The organism is Leekyejoonella antrihumi (assembly GCF_007845645.1).
GTDB classification, from domain to species: Bacteria; Actinomycetota; Actinomycetes; order Actinomycetales; family Dermatophilaceae; genus Leekyejoonella; species Leekyejoonella antrihumi.
The window spans coordinates 65,344-85,267 of record NZ_VCQV01000004.1; the positions used below are offsets into that span (position 1 = coordinate 65,344).

Below are 19,924 nucleotides of genomic sequence, written 5' to 3' on the forward strand. Positions count from 1 at the left end.
ACTCCAGACCAGGAGCAAAACCACATGGCAACTCTGCTCTATCGGCTCGGTCGGACCGCCTACCGACGCTGGCCCATCTTCATCGGCGTCTGGATCGTCGTTCTTGTCGCCTTCGGCGGCATCGCGACGTCGATCTCCAAGCCGATGGTCGACACCTTCTCGGTCCCGGGCATCCCGTCGCTGCAGGCGCAGACCATGCAGCAGAAGCTCTTCCACGAGAAGGCCGATGCGCTGGAGCAGGCCACTGCGACGGTCGTCGTGTCCGCCCCGAAGGGCCACACGCTTCGCGAGTCGCAGTACGCCAAGGCGGTCGACAACCTCATTGCGGGCCTGGAGAAGGTTCCGCAGATGCCCGCCAAGCCGCTGGTCAACCCGGTGGAGGCATCGGATGCGTTGTACAAGAAGGGCGTTCTTACCGCGACGCAGGCCGGCATCCCGAAGGCCAAGGCGCAGGCCAACGTCAAGACCCGCCTGCCGCTCTCGTCCGACTCGCGCACCGGCACCATCACCTGGAACTTCGACGTCAAGGCGGTTGCCGATGTGTTGCCGGCGACCCAGAACGACGTCGTCAGCGCGCTGCAGTCGGCCCGCAGCTCCGGTCTGAACGCCCAGGTCGAGGGCTCGGGTATGCAGGCCACGGTCTCCGAGGGTGGCAGCAGTGAGCTGATCGGGGTGGCGATTGCCGCGGTGGTCCTCTTGATCACCTTCGGTTCGCTGGTTGCCGCGGGCCTGCCGATCGTCTCCGCCTTCGTCGGCGTGGGGATGGGCACGCTGGGCATCACCGCCGCGACCGCATTCACCACGATCGGCACGACGACGCCGATCCTCTCGTCGATGGTCGGGCTCGCGGTCGGCATCGACTACACGCTGTTCATCCTCTCGCGTTACCGCACGGAGCTGGAGCACACGCAGGACCGAGCACACGCGGCCGGTCTTGCTGTTGGGAAGGCCGGTAGCGCAGTCGTGTTCGCCGGTCTCACGGTGCTGATCGCCCTGTGTGCGCTCTCCGTGGTCGGCATCCCCTTCCTGACCTCGATGGGCCTCGCCGCGGCAGGCACGGTGTTCTTCGCCGTGCTCGTCGCACTGACCCTGCTGCCGGCGGTGCTCGGCATGCTGAAGACCAAGGCGTTCGGCGCCCGCATCCGTCGGCGCACCGACAAGGTCGACGACTCGGGCAAGTCCGTCAACAACGGGGTCCGCTGGGCGCGGATGCTCGCGCGCCGGCCGGCGCTCGTGGTGGGCGCGGTCATCGTGGTCCTCGGCTGCCTCGCCGGGCCGATCTCGCAGATGCACCTGGCTCTGCCCAGTGACTCCACCGCGGCCAAGACGACCACTCAGCGTCAGGCCTCCGACATGGTGACGCAGGCCTTCGGCGCCGGTCGAAACGCACCGCTGATCACGGTGGTCGACGCGAGTGACGTGCACGGGTCCAAGGCGCGCATGCAGGCCTTCGGCGAGGTCACCGCGTGGGCGGCCGACAAGAAGGACGTGGCCAACGCGCAGATCATCGCGACGAACAAGGCGGGGACGGGCGCCCAGGTGCTCATCACCCCCAAGGGCGGTCAGGACGACCAGTCGACCCTCAACCTGCTGAACAGCCTGCGGGGCACGCAGAGCGTCGTCGAGCACAAGACCGGCGCAACCGTCGGGGTCACGGGCGTCACCGCGATTCAGACCGACGTGTCCTCCGCGCTGACCTCGGCCCTGCCGAAGTACCTCGCCGTGGTGATCGGGCTGGCGTTCTTGCTGCTGATGGTGGTCTTCCGGTCGATCCTGGTGCCGCTGACAGCCACCGTCGGGTTCCTGCTGTCGGTGCTGGCGACCCTGGGCGCGACCGTGCTGGTCTTCCAGCAGGGGCTGTTCGGGCTCGTCGACGGTCAGCCACTGGTCAGCTTCATGCCGATCATCCTCATCGGCATCGTGTTCGGGCTCGCGATGGACTACCAGGTCTTCCTGGTCACCCGGATGCGCGAGGCCTATGTGCACGGCGAACAGGCGAGGCCAGCGATCGTCGATGGGTTCAGGCACGGCGCTCGCGTGGTGACAGCGGCAGCAGCCATCATGATCTCGGTATTTTCCGCCTTCATGCTGCAGTCCAACAGCCTCATCCAGTCCATGGGTTTCGCACTGGCGATCGCGGTCTTCTTCGACGCCTTCATCGTGCGGATGACCCTGATCCCGGCCGTGATGAACCTACTGGGCGACAAGGCCTGGTGGCTGCCGAAGTGGCTTGACAAGATCCTGCCGCACGTCGATGTCGAGGGCGAGAAGCTCGCAATCCACCTGGAGCGGCAGCCGAAGCACACCGCGGCGGAGGATGAGCTCGTCAACGCCTGACACCCCCTCCGAGAGGTGAGTTGCAACCCTCCGAGAGGTGACTTGCAACCCATCGAACCGTGAGTTGTGACCACGGGGGTGCCGGATGTCCGGCACCCCCGTGCACGGGAGAATGGCGACATGTACCTCGCGGCTCTCGCTCTCGTGGCCGTGGTGCTGGCCTGGCCGGTGCCGCGATGGCTGCCGGCGGTGCACCGGCTGCGCAAGGTTCCGGGATCGGCGCTGCTCTTCTGGCAGGCCGTGTCGCTCGCTGCGGTCATTGCGGGCCTCGCGCTGGCACCGTTGGCCATCCTGGCGACCGTGCGCCGAGGGCATGCCGTGCCGTCACCGGCGGACAACCTGGGGATGCTGGCTCTAGGCCTGGCGATCTCAGCCGTGCTTGCCGGCCGGCTGCTGGTGCAGGGCCACCTGATCGGCACGTCGTTGCGGCGGGCCCGACGGGAGCATCGCGAGCTCGTCGACCTGTTGGCCCGCGCGACTCCGGATCGTGGGACCGGTGGGGGCGGCGTCGTGCGGGTCTTGGCGCACCCCACGCCCACGGCATACTGTGTGCCGGGCGCAAGTCATCGGGTTGTATTGTCGGACAGCACTATTGACGCACTCTCCGCCGATGAGCTGCGTGCTGTGCTGGCGCACGAGTGGGCGCACCTGACCTTGCGACACGACCTCGTGCTCGAGTTCTTCACCGTGCTGCACACGGCGGTTCCGGGGTGGGTGCGTAGCGCGCGCGGCCTGGTCGAGGTCCGACTGCTGATCGAGTTGCTCGCGGACCGCGCGGCCGTGCGCAGTGTCGGCCAGGTCCCGGTTGCGCGTGCGCTGGTGGCGCTGGCCGAAGGCGACCACCCGGATGCCGCGCTCGGTTATGAGGGCCGCACGGCCCTCATCCGCCTGGAGATCCTGCGTGACACCGGGCGACACCGAGCGCTTGTGTTGGTTGCCGCGATCGGTTCGCTGGTCGTGCTGGCGCTGCCGATGGTGCTCGGCGCCCTCGTCATCTTCGCAGGGTAGACCCGTCCGGCCGAGTGCACGCTCGACAGGTGTATCGAGCGGTGCCTGCACACAAAGCCCGACGAGGCGACAGAATGGGTCACATGTGGCCTACTCGAGATGACATCCTGGCGGCCCGCGGCCTGATCCGCACGCACATCCGTCGGACCCCGTGCATGGACCTGAGGCTGCCGAGCGGCCGGACCATCGCCCTCAAGCTGGAGTTGTTGCAGCACACCGGATCCTTCAAGCCCAGAGGGGCTTTCACGACCGTGCTGTCACAGGAGCATCCGCCCAGTGCGCTGGTCGCAGCGTCTGGCGGCAACCACGGCATGGCGGTCGCGTATGTCGGCCAGCGGCTCGGCATACCGGCGTCGATTTTCGTGCCGGAGACCGCGCCCGCCACGAAGGTTGCTCGACTGCACGCCTATGGCGCTCGGGTGCATCAGGTGGGCAACACCTTCGCGGAGGCGCTGACGGCGAGCCGGGAGGAGGCGGGCCGCCCGGGGACTCTGGCCATTCATGCGTATGACGCGATGGGCACCGTCACGGGGCAGGGCACCATCGGTGTCGAGATCGAGGAGCAGACCTCACCGGACACGGTGCTGGTTGCCGTCGGTGGCGGGGGCCTGATCGGTGGTGTGGCGTCGTGGTTCAGAGATGGTGCGCGCATTGTCGGTGTCGAACCGCAGACCTGCAACGCGCTGAATGCCGCACTGGCCGCCTCAGGACCCGTGCAGGTCAACCCGACTGGTGTCGCGGCGGACTCGCTTGGCGCCAGCATGCTGGGGGAGATCGCGTGGGAGGCTCTGCAGGCTGCGAGCATCCGTTCGGTGCTCGTCGGCGATGACGACATCGCTGCCGCCCGAGAGCTGCTCTGGCGGGAGACGCGCCTGGTTGCGGAGCCCGGCGGCGCCACCGCCCTCGCGGCGCTGCTCAGCGGCGCCTATGAGCCGGCATACCGAGAGCGTGTCACCGTGATCGTCTGCGGATCCAACTGCGACCCGAGTGATCTTCCGCTCGAGTGATCCGCCCGTTTGCTGGCTGGACCGACAATGCACTGCCGCCGGATTTCGTGTGAGGATGCGGTGTGATCGAGACCGCGCGCCTGACCCTCCGCACCGCTGAGCCCCGCGACCGCGAGGCTCTGATCGACCTGCATACGGACCCATCGGTGCGGGCGCACCTCGGCGGACCGCGCGGCCGCGCCGAGGTCGAAGCGACCGTCGACGCCTGTCTGAGAGACCCGCAGAGCGGATCGACCGTGGTCGCCGGGCGGGGGAACGGCACCCTCATGGGGGCGCTCCGGCTGGATCGGCGCGACCCAGCCCGGCCCGGACACGTGCGGGACGAGGGCAACGAGCTGGAGATCGCCTACGTCTTCAAGAAGGCCTACTGGGGCGAGGGTCTTGCCTACGAGGCGGTCAGCGCCCTGCTCGCCGACTACGCGTCCGAGCACGAGGACGAGTCGGTGATCCTGGTGACGCAGTCGGCCAACGCTCGGTCGGTCGCCCTCATGCAGCGCCTCGGCTTCGACGTGCTGGAGAGGTTCGAGGAGTTCGGCGCGCAGCAGACCCTGGCGGTCGCGTCGCTGCACAGCTTCGTCTGACCGGCCCGACCCGGACTACGGCGTCTGGTTCTGCTCCAGCTGAGCCAGGGCCGCCCGCAGGTCGGCCAGCTCATCGGGTGACGAGTCGCCGAGGAAGTGCAGCATCGCGTCGCGCCGGCCCGTCGCGGACAGCCCACCGAGAGCGTCTCTCAGCACCTGCGCGGTCTGCTCTCCTCGGGACGCGGACGGCCGATAGCGCCACGCTCGACCGTCGCGCTCTCGGCTGACGACACCCTTCTTGGCGAGCCGGTCGAGCACGGTCATCACCGTGGTGTAAGCGAGCCCGGAGTCCAGTCCGTCGAGGACCTCACGCACGGACAGCCCGTCGGGGCGATCCCACAGCTGCTCCATGACGGAACGCTCGAGATCGCCCTTGCCAGCGGGCTTTCGCGATGAACGTGTCACGCCATCACCGTATCCCGAGTCGTTGTGGCTTCCGCGCAGGTGGTCCCTGTGTCACCGACCCGCAGCACCCGGTCGCAGCCGTCGATGCCGTCCTGCTGGTGACTGACCAGCACGACGGTGCGGCCCCGGGTGGCGGCATGCAGGTCGGTCATGACCCGGTTGGCGGTGGGGTGGTCGAGGTGGGCGACCGGCTCGTCCAGCAGGACGATCGGGCGGTTCGAGAGGAGGGCGCGTGCGATGGACAGGCGCACTCGTTCACCACCGGAGATCGCCCGCCCGCCGAGGCCGAGGACGGTGTCGAGGCCGTCCGGCAGGCCCGCCAGCCACTGGTCGAGTCCGGCCCGGGTCAGCGCTGCATACAGCTCGGGGTCTGATGCCTCCGGCCGCGCGAGGATCAGGTTGGCCCGCACGGATCCGGCGAACACGTGCGGCTCGTCGTCGACAACCGCCATCAGCCGACGGATGGACTGTGCCGACAGCGTGCGCACATCCTGCCCATCGAGCCTCAGCACCCCGTGTGATGGGTGGAGGTGCCGGGTCAGGACGGCCAGGAGCGTCGACTTGCCGGCGCCGTTGGGGCCGACGAGCGCGACGTGCTCGCCGGGCAGGATGCGTGCGGTCGTGGGCGGCAGGTCGGCGCGGGCACCGGTCCAGCTGGCCCGCACGGCGTCCAGCTCCACGACAGGTGTATGCCGAGAGATCGCCTCTGTACCCTCAGGTATCGGCGAAATACGCTGCTCCAGAAGCGATTCCAAGCGCCTGCGTGCCGCGCTGCCGCGGGTCAGCGCCTCGCACGCGTCCGGGAGCACGTTCACTGTGTCGCTCAGCGCGACCGGCAGGAGCAGCAGCATGGCCGCGAACGGTGGGCTGACGGTATGAGACTGGACCCCAGAGTGCACGCAGAAAGCCATGGCGGCCGTTGCTCCGCCGATCAGGGCCGGCAGTAGAGCAGTGCTTGCAGCGTGCGCGCGCGACTGCCGGTGGACGGCCTGCTTCAGTGTGCGCTGCGCTTCGTCGAGCCAGCTGATTGCCGTGCTTGTTGCCGAGATCGCTTGAAGGTCAACAATGTTGGTCACCGCAAGCTGAGCTGCGGCTTGCACCTGTGCTCGTGCTCGCTGGGTGTCATGCGAGACGCGTGCGCTCCACCACGCGCAGGCGCTCACGGCCACTGCGGCGCCGAGCACGAGGCATGCGACCACAAACCCCGCAGTCGGCAGGAATGCGCCGGCGACCACGGTCACCGAGAGTGCAGTGAGGGCGGATCCGATGAATGGTACGAGCGCACGCACCTGGACGTCCACCTCGTCATCCAGATCGTGCACGACGCCGGTCATGAGGTCACCGCGTCGGCGGCGACCCAGACCGACGGGCGTCAGCGGGATCAACCGCCGGTAGGTCTCGACCCGACGCCGCACGAGATCGGCCAGAGCCGCGTCGTGCGCAAGGACGCGCTCGGCATACCGGAAGACGGGCCGGCCGATGCCGAACGCCCGCACACACACGATCGCGGTCAGTAGGGTCAGGATGACGGGGCGGGTGCTGGCCTGCACGATCAGCCACCCGGAGGTTGCGGTGAGGGCCACGCCGCAGATGCTGGCGAGTGCACCGACCAGTGCGGCACGGATGACGCCGGGTGCGGGCCGGATCAGGCTGCTCCCGTCGGTGCTCATGCCGGTGCTCCTTCGAGCGCGACGATGTGGTCGGCGCGCTCGATCAGCGCCCGGTCATGGGTCGCGACGATCACCGGGTGATCCTGACCGAGGTCGGTGATGAGCGCCCGCAGGTGCTCCGCCACCGCGTTGTCGAGGTGCGCCGTCGGCTCGTCGAGCAGCAGCAGGTCGGCGCCGGAGAGCACGGCGCGGGTGAGCGCGACCAGCGCACGCTGGCCGGCGGACAGGCCGAACCCGTCATCCCCCAGCACCACCCCCAACCCCAAACCCCCCGAGAGGTCACTCCCAGCCCCCGAGAGGTCACTCCCAGCCCCCGACAGGTCACTCCCAGCCCCCGACAGGTCACTCCGCACGCCCAGACCCCGTACCACCTGGTCCAGCCCGGTGACCTGCATGGCATCCCGCAGCGGGACGTCCGTCAGATCGCGCACGCCGAGGGCAACGTTGTCCCGCACGCTCAGTGGAGCAAGAAACGGTCGCTGCCGCACGAGATGAGCCGTGAGTTCGGCTCGCTCGTGGGTGCTCGGGATGGCTCGTAGGCCGGCGAGCAGTTCGAGGGCGGTCGTCTTGCCGCAGCCGGAGGGGCCGACCAACGCCGTCAGCCCGCGACTGAGCGGCACGCGCAGGTCGTGCAAGACATCATGGTCGCTTCCCGGGTAGCGATAGGTCAGGGTGGCATGGTCGCGGATATCGCAAGGTGGGTCATCGTCACGCCGGTCCACGGGTGCCATTTGTGACCTCTCGGGTGTTGGGAGTGACCTCTCGGGTGTGATTTGTGACCTCTCGGGGGGCAGGAGGTCTTGGAGGGCGGCGGCGCCGTCCGCGGCGGCGTGGAACTCCTGGCCGACCCGTCGGATCGGCCAGTACGCCTCAGGGGTCAGCAAGATCGCGGTGAGCGCAACCTGCAGTGACATGGTGCCGTAGGCCAGCCGAAGGCCGACGCACACCGCCACCATGGCGACGGCGATCGTGGCGAGCAGCTCGAGCGCTGCGCTGCTCAAGAACGCGATGCGCAGCGTTTCCAGAGTTGCCCGCCGGTGCTTCTGACCCACCTCGTCGACGACATCGACCTGCGCATCCGCCCGCTGATAGCCGGCGAGCGTGGGCAGACCGCGCATGACGTCGAGGAAGTGACCGGCGAGCGCCGTGAGCGCATGCCACCGTTTCTGTGTCGCCTCCTGCGTGTGCTTGCCGATGAGTGCGGCGAAGAGCGGCAGCAGAGGCACGGTCAGCAGGACGATCAGCGCGCTGGGCCAGTCGGTCAGCAGCAGTGCCAGGATCGCCACCGGTGGCAGCACCGCGGCCGAGACGAGCGCGGGCAGGTAGCGCGCGACATACGGCTCGACGCTGGTGGCTCCACTGGTGGCTCCCGTGAGCATTCGTGCCGAGTCAGGTCGGTCGTCCGCAGCCTGACCAAGCCACCGACGTATGACGAGCGAACGCACCTGGGCGGCGGTGTCCGCGCCGGCGCGGTCGGCCACCAGCTGGATGACGGCGCTGCAGATTCCGCGGGCGAGCAGCACGCCGAGTGTCCACATCGCAGCGGTCGTGATGTCGTGCCCTTGCACGGCTCGCACGAGCAGCAGGGACAGGGCGAAGGCTTGCGCAATGGCCAGCGTGCCGTTCACCACGCCGAGGGCGCCGAGGACGAACACGGCCCGGCGGCAGCTGGGCAGAAGTCGCAGCACGCGAGGTTCGAGGGGACGCATCAGTGCACAACCTGTTCACTGGCCAGCCGAGGCTCGGTTGCCGGTGGGATCTGGTCCGTGCTGATCCGGCGACGGAAGATCCAGTAGGCCCACCCCTGGTAGAGCACGACGATCGGGGTGAACAGCAGGGCAACCCAGCTCATGATCGCCAGGGTGAGGTGCGAGCTCGAAGCGTTGTCGGTGGTCAGCGACCATGCGGCGTTGCTGGTCGATGGCATGACGTCCGGGAAGAGCATTGTGAAGAGTGCTGCGACGGTCAGGCCGATGGCGACGAACGTCCCGGAGAAGGCCCAGCCCTCACGGCCTCGCACGTTGAAGACGAGCCCGACGACGAGCGCAATGACTGCTGCCACGAAGCAGATCCACGAGATGTCGTTGCCCGTCTGCAGATTGAGGACCACGAGGAGCGCGATCGCCAGGACCGCGGCGACGACCCCCACTCGTGTCGCAACGTGACGGGCCTCCCTCCTGATCGTGCCGTCGGTCTTCAGCGCGACGAAGATGCTGCCGTGCAGCAGGAACAGCGCGAGCGTGGTCAGGCCACCGAGCAGCGCCAGCGGGTTGAGGAGCGTGAGCAGGCCGCCGGTGTATACGCCCTGTGAGTTGATCGGCAGGCCGTGGATCATGTTGGTGAAGACCAACCCCCAGGCGAAAGCCGGTACGACAGAGCCGAAGACGATCGCGGCATCCCACCTCTTGCGCCATGACGGGTCATCCCGCTTACCGCGGTAGTCGAAGGCAAGCACCCGCAGGATGAGAGCGACCAGGATGACCAGCAGGATCAGATAGAACCCGCTGAACAGCGTGGCGTACCACTCGGGGAAGGCGGCGAAGGTTGCACCGGCCGCAGTCACCAGCCATACCTCATTGCCGTCCCAGGTCGGGCCGATCGTGTTGAGCAGGACGCGGCGCCGCCGTTCTCGATCGGCCCCACGTCCGAGCACCGGAAAGAGCATGCCCACGCCGAAGTCGAAACCCTCGAGCACGAAGTATCCGGCCCACAGGATGCCGATCAGGACGAACCATACGGTGGTGAGTTCCATGATGAGTTTCCTTGGTATGCAGTGTGGTTGCCAGGTCAGTACGCGAACGCGAGCTTGTCGTCGGCATCGTCGTCGGCGCCCGCCGAAGGCTCCTCGAGCTCCTGAGCGCCGGCCCGCACATATCGCAGCGTGAGCTTGACCTCGATCACGGCCAGCACGGCATACAGCGCGGTGAAGATGGTGAGCGATGTCGCCACTTCGGCGCCCGAAACCCCTGGACTCACACCGGACTGCGTGGTGAAGAGCCCGAATACCAGCCAGGGTTGGCGCCCGGCTTCGGTGAAGATCCAGCCGAACGAGTTGGCAAAGATCGGCAGCAGCACGACCGAGATCGCAGCCCACGGCCACCACCGGGACCGTGCCGGTTCGCTGTCGCGGCGACGAAGCGTCCAGAGGGAGGCTGCGCCGATCGCGGCGGCTGCCGTGCCGAGCCCGATCATGACGCGGAAGGACCAGTAGGTCAGTGGCAGTGTCGGGACGTAGGTCTGCGCCCGGGTGTGCGGGTCGGTGGCGTACTTGTGCTTGTACTGCGCCTCGAGCTGGTTGATCCCGTGCACTGTGCCGTTGAAGTCGCCGGTTCCAAGGAAGGACAGCAGCTTTGGCACTGTGATTGCAACCTTTTCGTGCTGACCGTCGAGACTGGACACAGTCAGGATGGAGAAGGGCGCGCCCGCCTGCGTGTTGTAGAGGGCCTCAGCCGATGCCATCTTCATCGGTTGCACCTCGGTCATGATCTTGCCGGCGAAGTCGCCGGAGACCGCGACGCCGAGCCCGCTGAGCAGCAGCATCCAGGCACCGAACTTTGCGCCCTTGCGATACATCGACTGGTCCTGGGGGACGCTGCGGCGGTGGACGTGCCAGAGGCAGATGCCGAGCACAAAGGCCGCGCCGGTCATGTATGCCGCGAGGATGGTGTGCGGGAATGTCGCCAGCTGCACCTTGTTGGTCAGCACCGCCCAGAAGTCGGTGAGTTCCGCGCGGCCGGTGACGGGGTTGTTCCGATAGCCGACAGGGTTCTGCATGAACGAGTTGGCGGCCAGGATGAAGTAGGCCGACAGCAGCGTGCCGGCATGCACGATCCACATACAGGCCGCGTGCAGTCGCTCCGGGATGCGTCCCCAGCCGAAGATCCACAGCCCGAGGAAGGTCGACTCAAGAAAGAACGCGAGCAGTGCCTCGATCGCCAGTGGTGCGCCGAAGATGTCTCCGACGAAGCGGGAGTAGGCCGACCAGTTCATCCCGAACTGGAACTCCTGGACGAGCCCGGTCGCGAGGCCGAGGGCGAAGTTGATCGTGAACAGCTTGCCGAAGAACTTCGCCAGCCGGAGCATCTGCGGATTGCGCTTGCGCAGCCACTGGGTCTCGAAGGAGGCGACCATGAAGGACAGCCCGATCGTGACCGGCACGAAGAAGTAGTGGTAGACGGTCGTGATGGCGAACTGCCACCGGGCCAGGTCGAGATGCTCCATGCGTGCCCCTACGATCTGCGTAGTACTACGTAACGTCGTAGATACTACGTCGCGTAGGAACCGTGCGTCCAGTAGGGGTGCGAGCCCGGTCGCCAGCTCCCCGTATCCTTAGCGTCATGGCTGATCCGACAATCGTGCTCACTCCCTATGTCCAGGCGGCGATGGCTGCGGCCTTCGGGCCGCAGTGGCGGGAGGCGGACCCGGTGATCCGACCGGCCAACAAGCGTCAGACCAGCGCGGACCTGCAGGTGAACGCCGCGATGGCCGCGGGCAAGCGGATCGGCAGGCCGCCACGGGAGGTCGCGCAGGGCGTCATCGACCACCTGGCTGCCGATGACGTGGTGGCCAAGGCGGAGGTTGCCGGCCCGGGCTTCATCAACGTGACGTTGCGCGATGACTGGATCGCCCGCGCGGCAACCGAGCAGCTCGCCGACGAGCGGCTGGGTATGCCGCGGCCGGAGCACGAGCGCATCGTCATCGACTACTCGTCCCCGAACGCCGCCAAGGAGATGCACGTCGCGCACCTGCGCACAACCGTCGTCGGGGACTCACTGGCTCGCACGCTGGAGGCCCTGGGCCACACCGTGATCCGGCAGAACCACCTGGGCGACTGGGGCACGGCCTTCGGGATGCTGATCGAGCACCTGCTGGAGGTCGGCGAGGACAGCACCGACGCACGGCTGCTCAAGACCGACCCGAACACGTTCTACCGGGCGGCGCGCACCAAGTTCGACACTGCCGACAAGGCTGAGCCTGCAGGTAGCGCAGGCGATTTCGCAGTGCGTTCCCGTGCCCGAGTAGCCACGTTGCAGAGCGGTGAGCAGGAGAGCATGCGCCTGTGGGGCGAGATCCTTGACCTCACCAAGGGCTACCTGAACAGGGTCTACCGGGAGCTCGACATCACGCTCACCGACGACGACATAGTGGGCGAGTCGTCCTACAACGACATGCTTCCCGGAATCTGCGATGACCTCGAGGCCAAGGGCATCGCCACGATGAGTGACGGCGCCCTGTGCATCTTCCTCGACGGATATATCGGCCGTGATGACAAGCCGGTGCCGCTGATCATCCGCAAGTCGGACGGCGGCTACGGCTACGCAACCACCGACATTGCGACCATCAAGCAGTCGTCGCTCGACCTCAAGGCCAACCGCGCGCTATACGTCGTCGGTGCCCCGCAGAATCTGCACTTTCGGATGTGTTGGGACGCGGCGGACAAGGCCGGCTGGATCCAGGGCACCGAGCCGATCCACGTGCAGATCGGCAACGTGGTCGGGGCGGACGGCAAGATCCTCAAGACGCGGTCCGGTGACCTCGTGTCGCTGCAGTCCCTGGTGGATGCGGCCCTGCAGAAGGCCACGGAAGTCGTGGGGCAGTCACGCGGCGATCTCGACGAGCAGGTGCGAGCGACCATCGCGCAGCAGGTCGGAATCGGCGCGATCAAGTATGCCGATCTGTCCGTCTCGCACGACAGCGGCTACTCCTTCGACCTGGAGCGGATGCTTGCGCTGCAGGGCAACACCGGCCCCTACCTGCAGTACGCCGCGGCCCGGATCCGCTCGATCCTCGGACGTGCGGACGTGGTGGATCCGAGTGGTCCGATCACGCTGACCGAGCCGGCCGAGCGGGCCCTGGCACTGCGGCTTTTGGACTTCGGCGACGTGGTCGGTCAGGTCGGCGAGACGCTGGAGCCGCACCGGCTGTGCGCCTACCTGTTCGACCTGGCGCAGACCTTCACCACGTTCTACGACCAGTGCCCGGTCCTCAAGGCCGAGGATGCGGAGGTCCGCGACTCGCGTCTGGCGCTCTGCACGCTGACCCGCAAGGTCCTCGTGCGGGGTCTTGGCCTGCTCGGCATACAGGCCCCCGACCAGATGTGACCCGTAGTTGGGCGAATGGGCTGGTTCAGACGTCGTAGCCGGCCTCGCGGGCGGCCTCGAGCAGCGGGCGGCCCTTGGCGAAGACCGTGTCGAACGCCAGGGTGAGAGCGGCGGTCAGCTCCGGGTGCTCGACGAGGATGTTGGTCGACGTGAGGGCGCCGGCGACCGGGTCGGTGAGCGAGAAGAGCGCGCGCGAGTGGTCGACCAGCACCATCTTCAAGGGGATGTCGTCGACGATCCGTGCGTCCTCCCCGGCCGCGACGAACTCGACTGTCTCCTTGACCATCTTCTCGTTCTCGAGCAGTGACGACTCGTAGCAGCAGCGCACCTCGCCGCCACCTGCGGCGATCCGGCGCGTCGCATCGAGCCCGATCGCGTTGTCGGTGGCGACATACGGCGGCTTCGACATGACAAGCATCGACGTTGTTGCGCTGATCTGCAGGTCATGGAACCGGGCAGACAGCACACTGGTGTCCCGCAACATCTCGATGTAGGCCATGGGCGCCTTCTCGACCTGCCCCTGGGACCACAGCGATCGCAGGTCTCCGACGGCGCCGCCCGCGCGTTCGGACAGGGAGTCCAGCGCCTGACGGTGCCGCATCATCAGGCCGTCCAGGGCCACATCGGGACTCACCGCGGCGTAAGTGACCGAGACGCCCGGGCGCTGCATGGCCAGGCCCTGCTGCATCAGCCCGGCCACCACGTCATAGATCCGCTGACGCGGGATGTGCGCCTGCCGGGCCAGTTCGGCGGCGGTGAACGACTCGCGCTGGAGCAGCGCCAGGTAGGCCTTGGCCTCGTAGGAGGTCAGGCCCAACTCGCCCAGCACCGCCTGGGCCGACGAGAGTTCTGGCACGTGCGCACCATAACCCTCGGGGGCGCTCCGAGCCGGTATCCGGAGCCTGTGGCCTTTATGTGTGCCCACCCCTTGGCGCTCGAGCGCGGCCGCTCAAGCGAGCGCTGCAGTTATCATCTGCGACGTCGGGTGTGAGTTAGTCAGGAAATACTGACGATTCGCATACCCAACTGGAACGTTCTTTACCTCGAGCAGGGCAAACGCTGGGCGATCCGCCGCTAGCGTTCCGCTGTCACCACAACGAGGTGGTGGCAGCGGTCGCGCGAGGACTTCCTCGAGCGGCCGCTGGCGGCAGCACGCCGTCGAGTGCCCTAGAAAGGACTCCCTATGCCCGGATCAACACGTCGCCTCGGTGGCCGGCATGCCAGACGCACCGGTATGACGTTGCTCGCCATGAGCGCGGCCGTGCCGCTGGCACTTGCCTCCAGCCCGGCCTTCGCCTCCTCGGCTCCCGTGACCTCTCCACACGCGGCCGCCGTCAAGGCGAAGTCCCGGATCATGCACCCCGGCTCGACCGCCGCGCACGTCACGACCCCGCGGGTGTCCCTAGGCGCACCCGTGCAACCGTCGCACCTCAAGGTCGCGCATGTCTGTGCCGAGCACGCACCGACCGGCATCGCCACCTGCTTCGCGATGCGCCAGACCAACAACGTCGAGCCGGCCCGCATCAAGCCGCAGGCCATCACCCCCGATGCCACCCCGAACGGATACGGCCCGAGCGACCTGCAGGCCGCCTACAGCCTGCCCTCCGCGACCAAGGGGTCGGGCCAGACGATCGGCATCGTCGATGCCTACGACGACCCGAATGCCGAGTCCGACCTTGCCGCCTACCGCTCGCAGTACGGCCTACCCGCCTGCACCACGGCCAACGGCTGCTTCACGAAGGTCGGCCAGAACGGTTCGACCAGCAGCCTGCCGGCGGCCAACACCGGCTGGGCGGGCGAGATCTCGCTGGATCTCGACACGGTCTCTGCCGTGTGCCCCAACTGCCACATCGTGCTGGTGGAGGCCAGCTCCGCGAGCATGGCCAACCTGGGCGCCTCGGTCAACACGGCGGTGTCGATGGGCGCGAAGTACGTCTCCAACAGCTACGGCGGCAGCATCTCCAGCGGAGACGCGAGCACCGACTCGCAGTACTACAAGCACTCGGGTGTCTTCATCACGGCGAGCACCGGTGACAGTGACTACGGCGCCGAGTACCCAGCGACGTCGGCCTACGTCACGGCCGTCGGCGGCACCTCGTTGACCCGTGACTCGAGCACGAGCCGTGGCTGGTCCGAGTCGGTCTGGCACACCAGCTCGACCGAGGGCGGGTCCTCGGGCTGCTCGACCTACATCGCCAAGCCGGCCTTCCAGAGCAACGTGACGACCGGCTGCTCCGGGCGCGCGGAGGCGGACGTGTCGATGGACGCCGACCCGGCCACCGGCGTTGCGGTCTACCAGACCTATGGCGGCAGTGGGTGGTCCGTCTACGGCGGCACGAGCGCCTCGTCGCCGATGTATGCCGCGACTGCCGCGCTGGCCTCGGCGGCCGGCACAACCCCCTACGGCAACGACCTGTCCTATTCGCACCCCGGCGACCTCAACGATGTGACCCAGGGCAACAACGGCACCTGCAGCCCCAGCGTCTTGTGCACCGCGGGCGTCGGCTGGGACGGGCCGACCGGCAACGGCACGCCCGAGGGACTGGCCATGTTCGGCGCCGGCAGCACCGGCACTGTGGCTGTCACCAACCCGGGCTCCAAGAGCAGCCAGGTGAATACACCGGTTTCGCTGCAGATGGCGGCCAGTGGTGGCACGGCGCCCTACACCTGGAGCGCGTCCGGCCTGCCGACCGGTCTGTCGATCAGCAGCTCGGGTTTGATCACCGGCACGCCGACCACGGCCGCGACCTCGAGCGTGACGGTCACGGCGACTGACGCGGCCGGCGCGAAGGGATCGGTCACCTTCAGCTGGGCAGTCACCAGCACCACGCCTCCGCCCAGCGGTTGCTCCGGCAACGTGCTCAAGAACGGCGGGTTCGAGCAGGGCTCGACCGGCTGGACCGCGAGCAACGACCAGATCATCGGCCAGTGGGCGCCGTATGAGACGCCGCGGTCCGGGTCGTATGACGCGTGGCTCGACGGATACGGTCAGTCGCACACCGACACGCTGGCGCAGAGCGTGACCATCCCGGCCGGCTGCAAGGCGACCCTGACCTACTACCTGCACGTCGACTCCAGTGAGGGCACGTACTACCCGTACGACACCTTCGCGGTCACCGCGGGCAGCAAGACGGTCTCGACGGCCAGCAACGAGAACCAGGGCAGTGGCTACGTCAAGCACACGGTCAACCTGTCGGCATTTGCCGGTCAGACGGTGAAGCTGAAGTTCACCGGCACCGAGGACTCGTCGCTGCAGACGTCGTTCGTGGTCGATGACGGCTCGGTGACACTGTCCTGACCTGGGACGAAGTCGCCTCCTGACGCGGTGGGGCGGGCACCTTCCGGTGGCCGTCCCACTCGTCCGTCTCAAGGCGCGACACGGTTGTCCACAGGGTGGCTGCATGAGTGACGGATGGAGCTGATGAGCGCAACAATGAAGGCATCGCAACTCCTGTGCGGGGGCACCAGTCGCGTGGTGCACGGCCGACTGGTCGGGCACACTGCAGCCGCTGGAGGCGCATCGCCATGGGCAACCCGTTCGAGGACGACGGGGGACTGTTTTTCGTGATGGTGAATCGGGCCCAAGGTTTCAGCATCTGGCCGATCAGCGTTGGTCGCCCACAGGACTGGCGGGTCGCCTTCGGGCCGGCCACGCGGACCCAGTGCGCGGCCTACGTCAAGGGTCACGACCCGGACGAGGCACATGAGAGCGGTCGTATGCCGACCGCTCGCCGTCCCGTCCACCGCACCTGAGCACGCGACGCGCAGATCACGCGTCGGGGTAGCCCTGCGGGTTCTGCGACTGCCAGCGCCAGGTGTCGGCGCACATGTCGTCGATGGTCTTGGTCGCCTGCCAGCGCAGCTCTCGATGAGCGCGGGCCGGGTCCGCCCAGTAGGCCGGCAGGTCCCCGGCGCGGCGGCCGACCACCTCATACGGCAGGGCGTGCCCGACCGCGCGCTCGAACGCGTGGAAGAGCTCGAGCACCGAGGTGCCGGTGCCTGTGCCGAGGTTGAAGGGGCGCACCGGCTCTCGCAGGTCATCCAGGTGCTCGACCGCGGCCACGTGACCGGCCGCAAGGTCTTCGACGTGGATGTAGTCGCGTTCGCAGGTGCCGTCGTCGGTGGGGTAGTCGTTGCCGAAGATCTGGAGGCGCTCACGTCGCCCGACGGCCACCTGCGCGATGAACGGCATCAGGTTGTTGGGGATTCCCTGCGGGTCCTCGCCCAGCCGCCCCGACGGGTGGGCGCCGACCGGGTTGAAGTAGCGCAGCATCGCGATCTTGAGGCCGTCCGTCACCGCGGCCACATCGGTCAGGATCTGCTCGTTCATAACCTTCGTGCGTCCGTAGGGGCTCGCGGCCGAAAGCGGCTGGTAGTCCTCCTGATAGGGCACTGGTGCGTGGTCGCCATACACCGTCGCTGAGGATGAGAAGACCAGGCGCCGCACACCGGTGCGGTTCATCGCCCGCAGCAGGGAGAAAGTCGTCTCGAGGTTGTTGCGGTAGTAGGCGAGGGGTTTGGCCACGCTCTCGCCGACGGCCTTGAGCCCGGCGAAGTGGATCACCGCATCGATCTGCTCACTCGCGAAGAGGTGCTCGGTCTTGTCGGCATCGCACAGGTCGAACGAGTGCATCGGGATGTGCTTGCCCGACAGCGACTCCATCCGGCCCAGCACGGTCGGCTTGCTGTTGCTGAAGTCATCGACGACCACCACGTCGTGGCCGTGCGCCAGCAGCGCCACCGCAGTGTGTGAGCCGATGTATCCGGCGCCGCCGGAGACGAGTACGCGCATGGCCCAACCCTACGGTGCGTGACAATGAGGCTATGACGCAGACGCCATGGACGCAGCAGCACATCGAATACGTCGAGCATGTCGATCTGGCGCGGCAGCGTGGTGGCTATCTCGCGGACGACGTCGACCGGCAGCTGCGCCGCGTCGTCACGCTGATGCGGGCCGGCAAACCGGTGCCGCAGGTGGCGGCGACCGCCCTGCGGCGCACCCGTCTGCGGGAGGGTTACGTCCCGGCGAGGGTCGAGGCGGTGTTCGACCAGGTCGTGTCCTGGCAGCACAAGTTCGATGCGATACAGCTCCCGGAGCCGTCGGCCCCGGGAGTGCGGCCCGCGGCAGGCACGCAGAGCGCGGCGCCCGTCGCGCAGGGCGGTGGGCTGAAATGGACCCGACAGCAACAGGAGTGGGTGCGCGAGTCGACGTTCACGAAGCGCAGTGGCTCACGTGCCTACGTCACGGCCGAGGTGGACGACTTCCTCGACAAGGTGCTCGTCGCGATGGCCAAGGGGGAGCCTTTGCCCGAGATCGCATCCGTGCAGTTCTACCCGCCGAGATTCGGCACGAGCGGGTATGACGCGGTCGTGGTCGATGAGTTCCTCGACCAGCTGGGCAGCCTCCGCCCCGCCCTCTGAACAGCCCCCGAACCTCGCCCGGGCGGGAGTAGCGGGCGGGGGCTGCTCGCGGGGCGCTATGTGCGCTGGTCGATGATCCGGCGGGCCTTGCCGACCGACCGCTCGATGCCACCGGGATCCATGACGACGACCCGGGCGCTGGTGCCGATGCGGCTCTTGATCTCGTGCGTGAGCTCGGCTGCCAGCGCCGTGCGCCGCTCATCGCCGACGCCGTCCTGCGCCTCGACGTTGACGGTCAGCTCATCGAGGCGACCCGGCCGAGACAGCACGCACTGGAAGTAGGGCGTGAGGCCGGGCAGCCCGAGCACCAGCTCCTCGATCTGGGTCGGGAACACGTTGACGCCGCGCACGATCATCAGGTCGTCGGAGCGTCCGGTGACCTTCTCCATGCGCCGCATGCCGGGGCGGGCGGTGCCGGGCAGCAGCCGAGTCAGGTCACGGGTGCGATAGCGCAGCACCGGCATCGCCTGCTTGGTCAGCGAGGTGAACACCAGCTCGCCCACCTCACCGTCGGGCAGCGGTTCGCCGGTGATCGGGTCGACGATTTCGGGATAGAAGTGGTCCTCCCAGATGTGCAGGCCGTCCTTGGTCTCCACGCACTCCTGCGCGACGCCGGGCCCCATCACCTCGGACAGCCCATAGATGTCGGTGCCGTGCATCCCGGCCCGCTCCTCGATCTCCCGGCGCATCAGGTCGGTCCACGGTTCCGCACCGAAGACCCCGACCGACAGCGGCAGCTCGCGCGCATCCACACCCTGGCGGTCCAGCTCGTCCAGGATCGACAGGAAGTAGGACGGGGTCACCATGATCACCCGGGCGCCGAAGTCCCGCAGCAGCTGCGCCTGCTTCTCGGTCTGCCCGCCGGACATCGGCACGACGGTGCAGCCCAGCTTCTCCGCGCCGTAGTGCGCTCCGAGACCGCCGGTGAACAGCCCATAGCCGTAGGCCACGTGCACCACGTCGCCGGGTCGGGCACCCGCTGCGCGCAGTGAGCGGGCGACCAGCGATGCCCAGGTGTCGATGTCCGCGCGGGTGTAGCCGACCACGGTGGGCTTGCCGGTGGTGCCGCTGGACGCGTGGACCCGCACGACCTGCTCGCGAGGCACGGCAAACATGCCGAAGGGGTAGTTGTCGCGCAGGTCCGCCTTCGTGGTGAACGGCAGGTGCCGCACGTCCTCGAGCGCGTGGATGTCGCGTGGATGGACGCCGATGTTGTCCAGGGCCGCGCGATAGTGCGGCACGTTGTCATAGGCCGACGTGACGGTGGTCTGCAGCCGCTCCAGCTGGCGGCTGCGCAGCTCGTCGACCGACCAGCGCTCGGCGTCGTCGAGCAGGTGGCTGCCGTCGGGGATCTGCGGGAGGGGGGTGGTCATGAGCTTCTCTTTTCTTGCGTG

Annotated in this window: 16 protein-coding genes; 8 read left to right on the forward strand and 8 right to left on the reverse strand. The window is 67.8% G+C overall.

The window, feature by feature from the left end; genetic code table 11:
• The first annotated feature begins 24 nt into the window (after window positions 1-24).
• From FGL98_RS04160 to FGL98_RS04175, 4 genes are all read left to right on the forward strand, one after another.
• Window positions 25-2,337 carry an MMPL family transporter gene (locus tag FGL98_RS04160; RefSeq protein ID WP_146315483.1) on the forward strand — a complete coding sequence of 771 codons (2,313 nt, stop codon included), beginning with the start codon at window positions 25-27 and terminating at the stop codon, window positions 2,335-2,337.
• A 120-nt stretch (window positions 2,338-2,457) separates the two neighbouring features.
• Window positions 2,458-3,345, forward strand: coding sequence for a M56 family metallopeptidase (locus FGL98_RS04165; RefSeq protein ID WP_146315484.1), 888 nt, complete (start codon window positions 2,458-2,460; stop codon window positions 3,343-3,345).
• 83 nt (window positions 3,346-3,428) lie between these two features.
• The gene (locus FGL98_RS04170; protein WP_146315485.1) at window positions 3,429-4,352 is read left to right on the forward strand and encodes a threonine/serine dehydratase; all 924 of its coding nucleotides are present in this window, start codon (window positions 3,429-3,431) and stop codon (window positions 4,350-4,352) included.
• 62 nt (window positions 4,353-4,414) lie between these two features.
• On the forward strand, window positions 4,415-4,933 hold the full coding sequence (locus FGL98_RS04175; RefSeq protein ID WP_146315486.1) for a GNAT family N-acetyltransferase: 519 nt from the start codon (window positions 4,415-4,417) through the stop codon (window positions 4,931-4,933).
• 15 nt (window positions 4,934-4,948) lie between these two features.
• Here the strand turns inward: FGL98_RS04175 and FGL98_RS04180 are convergent, their stop codons facing one another.
• The 5 genes from FGL98_RS04180 to FGL98_RS04200 are packed head-to-tail and all read right to left on the reverse strand — an operon-like array spanning window position 4,949 to window position 11,229.
• Window positions 4,949-5,338, reverse strand: coding sequence for a BlaI/MecI/CopY family transcriptional regulator (locus FGL98_RS04180; RefSeq protein ID WP_281289147.1), 390 nt, complete (start codon window positions 5,336-5,338; stop codon window positions 4,949-4,951).
• Window positions 5,335-7,008, reverse strand: a complete 1,674-nt coding sequence (cydC, locus tag FGL98_RS04185; RefSeq protein ID WP_146315487.1) for a thiol reductant ABC exporter subunit CydC — start codon at window positions 7,006-7,008, stop codon at window positions 5,335-5,337. Before cydC ends, FGL98_RS04180 begins: the two co-directional genes overlap by 4 nt.
• Window positions 7,005-8,717 (reverse strand): ABC transporter ATP-binding protein/permease, encoded by a 1,713-nt coding sequence (locus tag FGL98_RS04190; RefSeq protein WP_146315488.1) that lies wholly within the window; start codon window positions 8,715-8,717, stop codon window positions 7,005-7,007. Before FGL98_RS04190 ends, cydC begins: the two co-directional genes overlap by 4 nt.
• Window positions 8,717-9,760: a cytochrome d ubiquinol oxidase subunit II gene (gene cydB, locus FGL98_RS04195; protein WP_146315489.1), complete on the reverse strand. Its 1,044-nt coding sequence runs from the start codon at window positions 9,758-9,760 to the stop codon at window positions 8,717-8,719. Before cydB ends, FGL98_RS04190 begins: the two co-directional genes overlap by 1 nt.
• Window positions 9,761-9,795: 35 nt before the next feature.
• Complete coding sequence (locus FGL98_RS04200; RefSeq protein WP_146315490.1) at window positions 9,796-11,229, reverse strand: cytochrome ubiquinol oxidase subunit I; 1,434 nt, start codon at window positions 11,227-11,229, stop codon at window positions 9,796-9,798.
• A 116-nt stretch (window positions 11,230-11,345) separates the two neighbouring features.
• Between FGL98_RS04200 and argS the strand changes: the two genes are divergently transcribed.
• Window positions 11,346-13,109 (forward strand): arginine--tRNA ligase, encoded by a 1,764-nt coding sequence (gene argS, locus FGL98_RS04205; protein ID WP_146315491.1) that lies wholly within the window; start codon window positions 11,346-11,348, stop codon window positions 13,107-13,109.
• A 25-nt stretch (window positions 13,110-13,134) separates the two neighbouring features.
• Here argS and FGL98_RS04210 read toward each other — a convergent pair whose 3' ends face one another.
• The gene (locus FGL98_RS04210) at window positions 13,135-13,965 is read right to left on the reverse strand and encodes a TrmB family transcriptional regulator (protein WP_186525968.1); all 831 of its coding nucleotides are present in this window, start codon (window positions 13,963-13,965) and stop codon (window positions 13,135-13,137) included.
• Between the two features lie 327 nt (window positions 13,966-14,292).
• Between FGL98_RS04210 and FGL98_RS04215 the strand changes: the two genes are divergently transcribed.
• The gene (locus FGL98_RS04215; protein WP_186525969.1) at window positions 14,293-16,407 is read left to right on the forward strand and encodes a putative Ig domain-containing protein; all 2,115 of its coding nucleotides are present in this window, start codon (window positions 14,293-14,295) and stop codon (window positions 16,405-16,407) included.
• Between the two features lie 227 nt (window positions 16,408-16,634).
• Complete coding sequence (locus tag FGL98_RS04220; RefSeq protein ID WP_146315493.1) at window positions 16,635-16,862, forward strand: MbtH family NRPS accessory protein; 228 nt, start codon at window positions 16,635-16,637, stop codon at window positions 16,860-16,862.
• A 16-nt stretch (window positions 16,863-16,878) separates the two neighbouring features.
• Here FGL98_RS04220 and galE read toward each other — a convergent pair whose 3' ends face one another.
• Entirely contained in the window at window positions 16,879-17,901 is a 1,023-nt protein-coding gene (gene galE / locus FGL98_RS04225) for a UDP-glucose 4-epimerase GalE (RefSeq protein WP_146315494.1), read from the reverse strand.
• Window positions 17,902-17,933: 32 nt separating this feature from the next.
• Between galE and FGL98_RS04230 the strand changes: the two genes are divergently transcribed.
• On the forward strand, window positions 17,934-18,530 hold the full coding sequence (locus FGL98_RS04230) for a DivIVA domain-containing protein (protein ID WP_146315495.1): 597 nt from the start codon (window positions 17,934-17,936) through the stop codon (window positions 18,528-18,530).
• Window positions 18,531-18,586: 56 nt separating this feature from the next.
• Here FGL98_RS04230 and paaK read toward each other — a convergent pair whose 3' ends face one another.
• Window positions 18,587-19,903: a phenylacetate--CoA ligase PaaK gene (gene paaK / locus FGL98_RS04235; RefSeq protein WP_146315496.1), complete on the reverse strand. Its 1,317-nt coding sequence runs from the start codon at window positions 19,901-19,903 to the stop codon at window positions 18,587-18,589.
• Window positions 19,904-19,924: the final 21 nt, after the last annotated feature.